We start from the raw sequence: 12,821 nt of genomic DNA on the forward strand, positions 1-12,821 counted from the left end.
TTTTTATGAAATTGTCATAAATTTGAAGCATACTTAAGACAGATCTTTAGCATGCAGGTTTGTGGTATGAATACCGCGATGACAAATACTCCAACTGAATATACTTATAATGAACGATATATCAATCGTGAACTTTCGATTTTAGATTTTCATCTTCGTGTTTTAGAACAAGCGGTTGATCCATTGCATCCATTGCTTGAGCGAATGAATTTCTTATTGATTTTTTCAAGAAATATGGACGAATTCTTTGAAATTCGTGTTGCGGGTGTTATGGAGCAATTGGAGCTCGGTAATGAAAGCCGTAGTCCAGATGGGTTAACACCAAAGCAAGTTCTTGAGAAAATTTCACAGACTGCGCATGCTGCAATAGAGCGTCAATATCGTATTTTGAATGATGAAATTTTTCCAAAATTACGTGAAGAAGATATCTGCTTCTTACGTCGAGGAGAGTTGACACCTGCTCAATCCCAATGGATTAAAAAATATTTTCAGGAACAAGTTGCGCCAGTACTTACTCCAATTAGTTTAGATCCAGCACATCCATTCCCGCGTTTAGTCAACAAATCACTCAACTTTATCGTCACGCTAGAAGGTAAAGATGCTTTTGGACGACAGATTGATTTAGCCGTTGTCCCTGCGCCACGTTCTTTACCACGTGTGGTTCGTTTACCTGACGAGTTAACCGATGGTAAAGAACACCACGTGATGCTGTCAGCGATTATTCATGAGCATGTCTCTGATTTATTCCCAGGAATGACTGCGACAGGATGTTATCAATTCCGTGTGACGCGAAATGCGGATTTAGCCCTTAATGAAGATGTCGAAGATTTGGCAAAAGCATTAAAAGGGGAGTTAAACTCTCGTCGATTCGGACGTGCTGTCCGTTTAGAAGTGACAGAAAATTGTCCAAAACATATTTATGATTATCTTCTCAACGAATTCGACTTACATGAAGAACAATTATATAAAGTCGATGGACCTGTGAACTTGGCACGTTTAGTGTCTAATTTTAAACGTCCGCATTTGAGATATGACTCCCATACGCCGGTCATTCCTAAAGTATTAAAGAAGTCTGAAAATGTTTTTTCTGCAATGAAGAAACAGGACATTCTTTTACATCATCCTTTTGAATCATTTGCTCCAGTTATTAATTTATTACGTGAGGCAGCACGAGATCCACAAGTTTTAGCGATTAAGCAAACATTATATCGAAGTGGGCCTGATTCTGAGATTGTTCAAGTGTTGGCTGAAGCTGCACGTAATGGTAAAGAAGTCACAGCTGTCATTGAGCTTCGAGCACGATTTGATGAAGAGTCAAACATTGCAGTAGCAAATGTTTTGCAAGAGGCTGGTGCTGTGGTGGTTTATGGCATCGTAGGCTATAAAACACATGCAAAAATGATTCTCGTTGTGCGCCGTGAAAATAATAAATTGGTTCGTTATGTGCACTTAGGTACAGGGAATTACCATGCAACCAATGCCCGGATCTATACCGATTACGGATTGATGACAACGGACAAAGAGCTTTGTGAAGATGTGCATCGTATATTCCAAGAGTTGACTGGAATGGGCAAAATGGCAAAATTGAAGAAATTACTTCATGCGCCATTTACGTTGCATACACAGTTAATTAGTTATATTGATGAAGAGATTGCTCATGCCAAAGCGGGTAAGCCAGCTCAGATTATCGTAAAAGTGAATGCGCTGACTGAAGTGCAACTGATTAATAAACTTTATGAAGCATCACAAGCTGGTGTGCAGATTGATTTAATCATACGTTCAATTTGTTGCTTAAGACCGGGTTTACCAGGTCTTTCTGAGAATATCCGTGTGCGCTCTATCGTTGGACGATTCTTAGAGCACACACGTGTGTATTATTTTGGAAATGCAGGGCAACCACGACTGTATTGTTCAAGCGCAGACTGGATGGATCGTAATTTATTTAATCGTGTTGAAGTTTGTTTCCCTGTTGAGGATCCAACTTTGAGAAAGCATATTTATCAACATGGTTTATTGAATTATATGAAAGATAATCAACAAGCTTGGTTGTTAAATGGTGATGGAACTTGGTCACGTGCGCAATGCGATGAAGGTGAGACTCCTCATAATGCGCAACATAAATTGCTTGAGCTCTTTAAATCTTAAATAATTTTTATAAAAAAAGGAGCCAAATGGCTCCTTTTTTGTGATGGCTTATTAGCAAATATCAGCAGTAATGCGCTGTAGAATTTGTAAAAGGACATCAAATTCGCTTTGCAATGGCGTACTTTTACGCGTCACCAATGACAGAATGCGTGAAGGGGCATTCTCAATTGGTCGGATCACCAATTGATCATTATTTTTCAGCATATGTGTATTTACCGCAATCTGAGGTAGTAATGTAAAGCCCAGATTAGAACTCACCATTTCAACCAAGGTTGGTAATGAGCTCGCTTTAAGACGATGATCATTTTTGCGTTCACCGATAGGGCATACACTTAAAGTATGGTCTCTTAAGCAATGACCTTCTTCAAGTAACATGAGGTGTGTCAAATCAAGATCTTCTAGAGATTTAGCTTGCGACGTTTTGTGGTCAGCTTTATTTGCAACTAAGTACAAACTCTCTTTCGCAACTTCAGCAACTTTTAAGCCACGTGTGTCGAATGGGAGCGCTAACATGATCATGTCTAAATTGCCATGTTCTAGCTTTTCAACCAAATGCTCACTCTGTGCTTCATGAAGATGTAGTTGAATTTTAGGCAGCTCTTTATGAACTTCTTCTAACAATTGCGACAAAATAAATGGTGCAATTGTTGGAATAATTCCTAAATGAAGGTCACCAGTAAGTGGTTCGCTCATCTCACGGCTCAGTCGCATGAGATCTTGAGCATCAGCAAGAAGGACACGTGCTCGTGCAACCACTTGCTCACCGAGAGGGGTTAAACGTACATTTTGGCGATCACGTTCAACGAGAACGCCACCCAATAAACGCTCGAGCTCCATAATCCCGCCAGAAAGCGTAGACTGAGTAACGAATGAGCGACGTGCTGCTTCTGTAAAATGCAACGTCTCAGACAGAGTCACGAGATATGACAGCTGTCTTAGGGATGGTAATGCAGCCATAGTGTCCTAGTGTTTATCATTTAAAATGTTTTGCAAACAAACCACTCAGTTGTGGGATGAAATGCGCAGGAATATCATGCCCCATTCCTTCGATTAATTCAAACTTTGCGCCTGATATTGCTTTTGATACTGCCTTGCCGTGGCTAAAAGGGAGTAGACGATCCTTTGAGCCATGTACAACCAGTGTTGGCTTTTGAATTTGCTTATCGATAGAAACTAATGAGCCTGTACATAATATTGCTAAAAACTGTTGAAGTACACCCGCTGGATGATAACTACGCTTATATAATTTACGAGCGTTTTGAATAACTTCCAATTGATTGACGTAACCAGGTGAACCAATCGTCTGAATGACTTTAATACTATGATTTACAATACCATCTTCATCATTCGATGCAGGGCGACCAATAAGACTAAATAATTGTTTTGGAAATGGTGGCGGAAGAAATGGCTGATTATTACTGGTAAATAATAATCCTAGTTTATCCACTTTTTCTGGATATTTTGCTGCCAATATCTGAGCGATCATTCCCCCCATTGATGCACCAATAATATGCGCTTTTTCAAGTCCTAATCGTTCAATGAGTAAGGCTACATCTTCAGCCATATCGTATAAATTGTAAGGAGAGCCTTGATTTCCTAAACCAAAAGCAAATCGACCCATAAGTTTAAATGTATTGAGGCGAGGTCCCTTGTGCTTAATTTTTGTTGAGAGCCCAATATCTCGGTTATCGAAACGAATGACTCTGAAACCTTGATCTATTAATGATTTGCAAAAAAAATCTGGCCAAAAAAGCATCTGCGCACCCAGTCCCATGATGAGAATAATCGTAGGATGTTCAGCCTTGCCCCCAACTTCAATATGAAGGTCGATCCCATTGCCTAGACTCACTTTACTTTCTTGCATGAATGGAGCATAAGGTGAAACTTGATATTCTAGTGCGTTATTCATTGTTATTGTGTCCAAACTAAGAGGGTACTTTCATTTTGAAAATACCCTAAATCTTCGAATAATTAAACGGCAGCTGGAATTAAATCTGGAACCAGTTTGGTCAATGTTAAACGTTGCTTTGCTGCTGTTGGTCCAAGTAGCACAAATCCACGAAGCGTTGATTCTTGGTCAAGTGCTTTAGCAATCATTCCGTCATCGAGTTCTTCAGTTTCCCAAGTTGCCTCTACACCTTGAGGTACAGGTAATACAGTCAGTGGTGCAGCAGGGGTTTTCACTGCGACTGGCATCGCTGGATAATGAACTTGTGTATTCTCACCAGACAATGTTTTAGCTAAAGCACGTGCTTGTTGCATAATTGGCATGACATACGGAAGCAGTAAACCATTTACTTCTGCACAATCACCTAATGCATAAATATCGGTCTTATTGGTTTCCATTAAAGTGTTAGTCACAATTCCACGGCTGGTATGGATTCCTGCTTCTTGTGCAACTGATGTATTGGGTTGCAGGCCAACAGCGGAAAGAACAACGTCAGCTGTAAAGCTCTGTCCATTTGCAAGCGTTACGATATAGCTTTCGTCTGAATTTTTACTTACACGATCTACAGTGGTGCTTAATGCAAACTGAATACCTGTTTCTTCAAGATTTTGCTGGAAAGCATGTGCAACGTGTTCTGGTAGAAGGCGACCCAAAGGTTGTGGGGCAAGATCAATCACAGTCGCTTGATGACCAGTGTTCTGCAAATCGTTGGCAAACTCACACCCAATGAGGCCTGCACCTAAAATGACAACACGCTTGTCTTGTTTAAGGTCGAGCTTAGAGCGAAATTCACGATAATCAATCAGTGAGTTAACTACATGAATATCATCAGCACCATCACCTGAAATGGCTAAACGAATAGGGTTAGCACCTACAGCTAATATTAATTTGCTGTATATAAGGTTTTCAACTTGTCCATTTTTTGTGTAGGTCAATTGATGTTGATCTGCAGAAATTGAAGTTACAGTCGCATGATGAATAATTTGCATATTCAATTGCGCAGACATTTTCTCAGCATCACCTAAGGCAATTTGCTCTGGCGCTTTTTTACCTACAAGTGCATTAGATAAAGTTGGTTTTGCATAGTTCACCGCATCATCTGAGCAAATCATAACAAGTGCTTGTTCAGCATTCAGTTTGCGAAACTCTCGCGCTAATGTGTAACCTGCCATGCCAGAGCCAACAATGATGATCGGTTGCATAGTACTCTCCAATACTGATAATTTTTTTAGTAAATAAGAAAAAAGACCATATCAAAATGGTCTTTAAAGGAAATCTGTATTAGATTTCAATCATTTCAAAATCTGCTTTTGATACGCCGCAATCTGGGCAAGTCCAATCATCTGGAATATCTTCCCATTTAGTGCCTGCAGCAATGCCATCTTGTGGCCAGCCTTCTGCTTCGTCATAAATCCATCCACAAACGATGCATTGATATTTTTTCATTTGATTCTCCAAAAATACTGACAATTCCATTTATTGGTGTCAGCCAAAATCTTTCTCACACCTAGACTCAAGTGATATGAATTTTTATCGTTCATATTCAAGCAAATTTTTACGCAGTTCGAGGTGGAAAGTAAAGTAAATAACGGAGTTTAGCTGACTAAAAGAGAAGCTGAATGGCAGATTAGGACAAAACGCATGCTAATTATGCTAATGAATGATAGGACTGAGCATTAAATCTTTGAAATATTTGCCAAAATTATATGTATTATGATTTAAAAAAAATTGTCAGACTTTTGTCGCGTATTGATTTACCAGCTATTCATATAAAATTTATACTGTTTGTGTTTTATACTTATTATTTAATTAAAAAATGGTTTATTAAAAATCAATAAGTTATATTGGTTGGTGTTTTTTCTTAGCTCATGTTTGCTATATTTTTTGTCAATAATTCGTTAAAATTCACGCATTCTTTTGTCTAATTTTTATCTCCTATGTCTACTTCTTTGTCTACATCATTGTGGTCACACATTCGTACGGTCCAAGATTTTCCAAAACCAGGAATTTGTTTCTTTGATTTAACTCCTTTGTTCATGCAGAGCATTGCACCTTTAACTGATGCCTTAATCGAAAGTATTCCTGCGGAACAATTGGCAGAGGTAGAGAGTTTCGTTGCTGTTGAAGCACGTGGGTTTGTTTTGGCGAGTTTGTTGGCGCAACGTACTGGCAAGGGGTTGTTGTTGGTTCGTAAAGCTGGAAAATTACCACCACCAGTAATTGGTGTGGGCTATAGCCTTGAGTATGGCATGGACCGTTTAGAAATGTCTGCGGATGTACAGGCTCAAAAAGTGATTATTGTTGATGATGTATTGGCCACAGGTGGTACATTAAAAGCAGTTAAGCAATTGATGGATAAATGTCAGCACACTGTTTTAGGGGCGAGTATTTTCCTTGATTTGCCAGACTTACACGCGGATTTAGGAATGAATATTTGGTCTGTTTTGGACGATAAATCAAAACCTCAAATTTAAGTCGAAAAGCCTTGTGATTCACAAGGCTTTTTTAATGTGATTGATGATTTGAGTGGCTGACTAATCCGATCAGGTAATTCAGGCGATCAGGGTTTTCCAGTTGATGACGGCCACCAATAATACTTTCAACGTACATGTATGGCTCTAATAAGTCAGAGGTACTATGCATATCAATCAGTTCATCACCAAGTTCGATATAAGCGATTTGAGATGAGGTTTTGGATTGAAGCTCCTCAATTGTAATCGCTGGATAATCAGGATCAAAAGATGGCATTAGGCTCGGATTTGCAATCACAGCAGGAAGCTGAAATCGATTTGACATCTTTAATGCCCAGTAACCACCTAGACTATGTCCTACTAAAATGTCTGGTTTAATTTTCTCGATCATATCGATATAAAAACGTTCAACAGCAGCGTATTTTAAATTTCGATAATCAACATTAATGCAATATTTATTTTTAGAAAGAATTGCCTGAAACTTGGTAGATTCTCTTGAAGAATCTAATCCATGCATAAACAATACTTTAGGCTCTTGAGTGTTCATAAGTCATCATTAAATCCATTGTATTTTTTATGAGTGTTGAAAGTATACTTTTCCACAATTTATAGGATGATTGTAGAGTGCTGTATTCAAAGTACAACTTAGCTTTTGGTCTAAGAAATGTTCAGACCTAGACTTTAGTGGATGAAATTAAGCGTTTTTCAAATGGCTGATTATTTTTTCTAATGCTCAAGTACTTGGAATTCTGCTATGCTATGCAACTTCTTTTTTAAATAAAATTACGAGGCAGAGATGACGCAACAAAACGCTCAATCGACTTCTGAACAAGCCATTTCCGAAAACGATTTAATCGCACAGCGTCATGCCAAGTTAAAACAGATTCAAGATAAGGCTCAAGAGCAGGGTACTAGCCCTTGGCCAAACACGTTTAAGCGTGAACATTATGCACAAGACCTTCAGGATCAGTTTGCTGATAAATCAAAAGAAGAAATTGAAGGCAGTGAAAAAGTTTATGTCAAAGTTGCGGGCCGAGTGATGTTGAACCGCGGTTCGTTCATGGTGATTCAAGACATGACAGGCCGTATTCAGCTTTATGTTGCACGTAAAGAATTATCTGCAGAGACTTTAGACACCATTAAAGGTCTTGATCTAGGTGATATTATTGCCGTTAAAGGTTACATTGGACGTTCAGGCAAAGGTGATCTTTATGTGCATATTGAACATTTTGAACTCCTCACTAAATCACTCCGTCCTCTTCCAGATAAGTTCCACGGTCTAACAGATACAGAAGTTAAATACCGTAAACGTTATCTTGATTTGATCGTTAACGAAGAAACGCGTAAAACTTTTGAAATTCGAGCAAAAGTAGTTGCTGGTATTCGTAACTTCTTGACTGAACAACGTTATATGGAAGTTGAAACACCAATGATGCATGTGATTCCAGGTGGTGCTTCTGCGCGTCCATTTGAAACGCATCACAATGCCTTAGACATGCCATTATTCTTACGTATTGCACCTGAACTTTACTTAAAGCGTTTGGTTGTAGGTGGTTTTGAACGTGTGTTTGAGATTAACCGTAACTTCCGTAATGAAGGCGTGTCTACACGTCACAACCCAGAATTCACCATGATCGAATTCTACCAAGCATATGCAGATTACAAAGATTTAATGGAATTGACCGAGCAAATGCTTGAAAAGTTAGCCATTGATATCTTAGGTTCGACAGATGTACCTTATGGCGAAGAAGTGTATAGCTTCAAAGGTCCATTCAAGAAAATCTCAATGTTTGATGCAATTCTTGAACATAACCCACAATTTACACCTGAAAATGTAAATGATCGCGAGTTCTTAGCTGAGTTTGTTAAGAATGAACTTAAAGAGCAAGTGAAGCCAGGTTTTGGTCTAGGTAAGCTTCAAACGATTGTATTTGAAGAAACTGTAGAAACGAAACTTCGTCAACCGACCTTCATTACTGAATATCCTGCGGAAACCTCTCCATTGGCACGTCGTAACGATGACAACCCGCACATTACTGACCGTTTTGAGTTCTTCATTGGCGGTCGTGAGCTTGCAAATGGCTTCTCAGAGTTAAATGACCCAATTGACCAGGCTGAGCGTTTCCAAGCACAGGTAGCTGAAAAAGATGCGGGTGATGATGAAGCAATGCACTATGATGCCGACTTCGTTGAGGCGCTTGAATATGGTTTACCTCCTACAGCAGGTGAAGGGATTGGTATTGATCGTCTGGTAATGCTATTTGCCAATGCACCAAGTATTCGCGATGTGATCTTATTCCCACATATGCGTCACAAAAATGCGTAATAGTGAAATAAAAAAAGCCCTTCTTTGAAGGGCTTTTTTTATTTTTCTTAACATAAAATTAAATTTAAATTTTTTAGTGTGAGTGTATTTTGAGGTTTTAATCACAAAATATTTAATTAAGGGGATAAAAAATATAGAAAATTATCATTAAAGCTAATCTGTCTAACCAGCTGTATGTTTATCAAAATATTTACACAATGTTATTAAATGTATCTAATTAAATACTTAATGTAAAGTTAATGGATTTATAAATTAAAAATTCAAATAATCAATAAGATATAATCCTAAATTGATTTGTGATGAACCCGAATAGACTTATAAAAATCCTTTCATCGAGCTTACTATTTTCTAGTCCATTGGTCTTTGCCAATGGCATTCTCCTCAACGATGAAAACCTGAGAAATGATTTAAATTGGCTGAATCAACAAGGTGTGATTCAAATAAGCACCTCGACATGGCCGCTAAGTGGTGATGAAGTCCAACGTGCCCTCACCAATGCTAAAATTAACTCCATCGAACAACAAAAGGTTATTCAGGAAGTCGAAAGAGCGATTCAGCAGCAAAATGAAACATTAAAAGTTGATGCTTTCGTGGAGAGTGATCAAAAGAAAATCCCACAATCTTTTGCCGATTATCAAAAAGCACAATACGCGCTTGGTGCTGAGTTAAATCTTGGAGGGCAAAATTGGGATGCGAAGTTCAAAGTTAGAGGTGAAAAAGACCCTCAGATAGACAATGGTCAAGACGTTAACCTAGAAGGTTCATATCTTGCGGGTAAACTTTGGAATCAATGGCTCATTGCGGGTCAGATTCCAACCTACTGGGGGCCTGCACACGATGGTAGTTTGATACGTGGAGACGCAAGTCGACCAGTATATGGTTTCACTCTACAGCGTGCTGAACAGTCTGCTTTTGACCATAAATGGCTCTCATGGATCGGGCCTTGGCAATACCAAGCTTTTGGGGGCCAGTTAGATGATTATAAAGCAGTTCCTGATGCTAAAATTATTGGTTTGCGTTTGACCGCACAACCTTTACCTTATTTAGAGTTCGGTGCATCACGCATGATTCAATGGGGTGGTGAAGGTCGCCCTGAGGATTTAGGAACTCTCTGGGATGCTTGGATTGGTAAGGATAATGTTTACGGGGATACTGTTAATCCATCTAACCAGATTGCTGGATTTGATGCGCGTTTGAATCTAAGCTATTTATTGAACCAGCCAATCGGCGTCTATGCTCAATACGTGGGGGAAGATGAAGCAGGTGGCTTACCTGCTAAGAAAATGTATCAGGCTGGGGTGGATTATTCTTCATCTTTAAAAAAAATGCCTTATCAAGTTTATGCTGAGTGGGTAGACACCACTACAAATGGGAAGGCCCAAGGAATATCTTATAATCACAGTGTTTATACAGATGGATATTATCAACATGGCTATCCTCTTGCACATGCGATTGGAGGAGATGGTGAGATGATTTCTTTGGGTGGAAATATTCGTTTTGATGCCATGAATAGACTTTCAGGTCGCGTATTATTTGCAAAAGTAAATCAATCAAATCGAGATACCAATGCTGCATTTTCTGAGGAAGATGATATCCAAGCATTAGATTTAACTTGGACGCATTTTGTGAAGCCGAATTTGCCATTAAAGATTGATGGTTGGATTGCAGATTCAGATCGTCATGGTAATGATGCAGGTGCTTCTGTTGGTATTGAAATACCTTTAGATGTCAAAAAATTAGGACGTTAATATTCTTAGATTAGCATTTGAAAAAGCCACCTGAAAAGGTGGCTTTTTTTACATGAGACTTGTTTGTATCCGAACTTTCATTTCTAAGCTAAGTTGCGCGATATAATCCTTCATCCATGGGTAATTCTGCCCCATTGGATTTACTTTAGTGGCTGTGTCTAAAAAACTAAGCTCAGGTTGACTGAATAATTGCTTTTCTAAGCAGTCTTTAAATTGTTCAGCGTTCGCATATAAATCTGTTTCAACTACAAAAAAATGTTTTGGATAGTTGTAAAAGGCGTAGCACAAATTAAAAGCTTTTTGATTGCCTTTTAAATGACCAATACTAATTTCACTTCTATGATCTTGATTGCTGTGTGTAACGCCAATCAAGAACTTTAGTTTTTGATCAGTATGTTCAACAGCAAACTGTAAGCCAATTTGATCAGCAGTTAACTCGTGCTGAACAAAAATATTTAAAGCATAACCATTTTCAGTAAACGGTTCTTGTAACACTAGAATTTGATGATGCTGATAAATATGACCAGCAATTTGAGCTCGCTCTAAATGTTGTTTAAGAGATTCAAGGCTAAGCATGGGAGATAAAAATAACTAATTTAGAGATTTTTTATATTGAATGAATCCTGTCTCGGTTGCAACACGATTATACAAAAGTCTAGCGTTATCATTGCTTTTATGGGTTAACCAATACACTCTATCATAATTATTTTTACATTCGTCATAGCTAAATTCTATTAATTTCCTGGCTAAGCCCTGATTTCTATAATTTGCATCAATAAACAAATCTTGGAGATAACAATAAGGGAGTTTAGTCCAAGTGCTTGCGTGAGAAATGAGATGTACAATTCCGACGACGTTTTGATTTTTTATAATGGCATAGCCAAACATATCGGTTTGCGACGCATCAGATAATCGTTTGAAAGTCAGAGCCGCTTGTTGAGGATTCAATTCGGTCTTGTAGAATTCAAGGTAAGCTGACCAAAGGGCTAACCATTCTTGGTATTTTATATTTGAAAGGCCTGTAATTGTTATCATAATTAGATTGTCTCTTTGCTTATATTCTATTTGAGTATATTAATATAAAAAAACGAGATAAAGCTCCGTTGTCTAAATCACTATAATGAATATAAATTTTCAAAAGTGTCATAAGTACACATATTCTAGCTGGTGTTGTCCATGTCATTAAATGAGGAAAGACTTACTCATCTTAAACAGCTTGAAGCTGAGAGTATTCATATCATTCGCGAAGTTGCTGCAGAATTCGAAAATCCAGTCATGCTTTATTCGATTGGTAAGGACTCGGCAGTTATGCTGCATTTAGCGCTTAAAGCATTCTATCCTGCAAAACTCCCTTTTCCACTGTTACATGTAGATACAGGTTGGAAATTTAAGGACATGATTGCTTTCCGCGACAATATGGCTAAGCAACACGGTTTCGATCTTATCGTCCACCAAAATAAAGAAGGTAAGGATGCTGGGATTAACCCATTTGATCATGGTAGTTCGAAATATACTGATATCATGAAAACTCAGGGTTTAAAACAGGCATTAGATAAATACAAGTTCGATGCTGCATTTGGTGGTGCTCGCCGTGATGAAGAAAAATCACGTGCCAAAGAACGTGTGTATTCATTCCGTGATGATAAACATCGTTGGGATCCTAAAAACCAGCGTCCAGAACTTTGGAATCTTTACAATGGTAAAGTGAACAAAGGTGAAAGTATCCGTGTGTTCCCATTGTCGAACTGGACTGAGCTTGATATTTGGCAATATATTTACTTAGAAAGTATTCCACTTGTTCCATTGTACTTGGCGGCAGAACGCCCTGTGGTTGAGCGTAGTGGTACGTTAATTATGGTGGATGATGAGCGTATGCCTTTAAAAGAAGGCGAAGTTCCACAAATGAAATCGGTTCGTTTCCGTACTTTGGGGTGTTACCCATTGACAGGTGCGGTGGAGTCAACTGCTAACACTTTGCCAGAAATTATCCAAGAAATGTTGCTTGCAACCAGTTCTGAGCGCCAAGGTCGAATGATTGACCATGATGAAGCGGGCTCGATGGAAAAGAAAAAGCAAGAAGGTTACTTCTAGAATCTCTCTTGCGCAGCAGTGCTGCTCATCTCTTTGTAAAAGAGAGGAGTCATCCCCCTTTTTCAAAGGGGGAACGAGGGGGATTCAAATAC

Annotated in this window: 12 protein-coding genes; 5 read left to right on the top strand and 7 right to left on the bottom strand. The window is 38.6% G+C overall.

The features are described 5' to 3' along the window. Window positions 1-66: 66 nt before the first annotated feature. Window positions 67-2,145, top strand: coding sequence for a polyphosphate kinase 1 (gene ppk1 / locus FTV17_RS00270; protein ID WP_035266707.1), 2,079 nt, complete (start codon window positions 67-69; stop codon window positions 2,143-2,145). A gap of 51 nt (window positions 2,146-2,196) precedes the next feature. On the opposite strand, the gene oxyR is transcribed toward ppk1, so the two are convergent. From oxyR to rubA, 4 genes are all read right to left on the bottom strand, one after another. Next, on the bottom strand, window positions 2,197-3,102 hold the full coding sequence (gene oxyR / locus FTV17_RS00275) for a LysR family transcriptional regulator OxyR (protein WP_179997701.1): 906 nt from the start codon (window positions 3,100-3,102) through the stop codon (window positions 2,197-2,199). A 16-nt stretch (window positions 3,103-3,118) separates the two neighbouring features. Next, a complete protein-coding gene (locus FTV17_RS00280; protein ID WP_092766881.1) occupies window positions 3,119-4,054 on the bottom strand; it encodes an alpha/beta fold hydrolase in 936 nt (311 codons plus the stop codon). A 62-nt stretch (window positions 4,055-4,116) separates the two neighbouring features. Continuing rightward, window positions 4,117-5,295: an NAD(P)/FAD-dependent oxidoreductase gene (locus FTV17_RS00285; RefSeq protein ID WP_179997702.1), complete on the bottom strand. Its 1,179-nt coding sequence runs from the start codon at window positions 5,293-5,295 to the stop codon at window positions 4,117-4,119. 79 nt (window positions 5,296-5,374) lie between these two features. Continuing rightward, on the bottom strand, window positions 5,375-5,539 hold the full coding sequence (rubA, locus tag FTV17_RS00290; RefSeq protein ID WP_000760495.1) for a rubredoxin RubA: 165 nt from the start codon (window positions 5,537-5,539) through the stop codon (window positions 5,375-5,377). 491 nt (window positions 5,540-6,030) lie between these two features. Here rubA and FTV17_RS00295 point away from each other — a divergent pair, with 491 nt between their 5' ends. Continuing rightward, window positions 6,031-6,567 (top strand): adenine phosphoribosyltransferase, encoded by a 537-nt coding sequence (locus tag FTV17_RS00295; RefSeq protein ID WP_035266671.1) that lies wholly within the window; start codon window positions 6,031-6,033, stop codon window positions 6,565-6,567. A gap of 31 nt (window positions 6,568-6,598) precedes the next feature. On the opposite strand, the gene FTV17_RS00300 is transcribed toward FTV17_RS00295, so the two are convergent. Then, entirely contained in the window at window positions 6,599-7,111 is a 513-nt protein-coding gene (locus FTV17_RS00300) for a YqiA/YcfP family alpha/beta fold hydrolase (protein ID WP_179997703.1), read from the bottom strand. A gap of 249 nt (window positions 7,112-7,360) precedes the next feature. Between FTV17_RS00300 and lysS the strand changes: the two genes are divergently transcribed. Continuing rightward, the gene (gene lysS / locus FTV17_RS00305) at window positions 7,361-8,890 is read left to right on the top strand and encodes a lysine--tRNA ligase (RefSeq protein ID WP_179997704.1); all 1,530 of its coding nucleotides are present in this window, start codon (window positions 7,361-7,363) and stop codon (window positions 8,888-8,890) included. A gap of 299 nt (window positions 8,891-9,189) precedes the next feature. Further along, window positions 9,190-10,638 carry a capsule assembly Wzi family protein gene (locus tag FTV17_RS00310; RefSeq protein ID WP_179997705.1) on the top strand — a complete coding sequence of 483 codons (1,449 nt, stop codon included), beginning with the start codon at window positions 9,190-9,192 and terminating at the stop codon, window positions 10,636-10,638. A gap of 48 nt (window positions 10,639-10,686) precedes the next feature. Here the strand turns inward: FTV17_RS00310 and FTV17_RS00315 are convergent, their stop codons facing one another. Then, window positions 10,687-11,214, bottom strand: coding sequence for a hypothetical protein (locus FTV17_RS00315; protein ID WP_179997706.1), 528 nt, complete (start codon window positions 11,212-11,214; stop codon window positions 10,687-10,689). A 15-nt stretch (window positions 11,215-11,229) separates the two neighbouring features. Then, entirely contained in the window at window positions 11,230-11,673 is a 444-nt protein-coding gene (locus FTV17_RS00320; protein WP_179997707.1) for a GNAT family N-acetyltransferase, read from the bottom strand. A gap of 141 nt (window positions 11,674-11,814) precedes the next feature. On the opposite strand from FTV17_RS00320, the gene cysD reads away from it, so the two are divergent. Further along, window positions 11,815-12,729: a sulfate adenylyltransferase subunit CysD gene (cysD, locus tag FTV17_RS00325; protein ID WP_035266686.1), complete on the top strand. Its 915-nt coding sequence runs from the start codon at window positions 11,815-11,817 to the stop codon at window positions 12,727-12,729. The last annotated feature ends 92 nt before the right edge of the window (window positions 12,730-12,821 follow it).

It is taken from the genome of Acinetobacter sp. YH12239, assembly GCF_013417635.1.
GTDB lineage: Bacteria > Pseudomonadota > Gammaproteobacteria > Pseudomonadales > Moraxellaceae > Acinetobacter.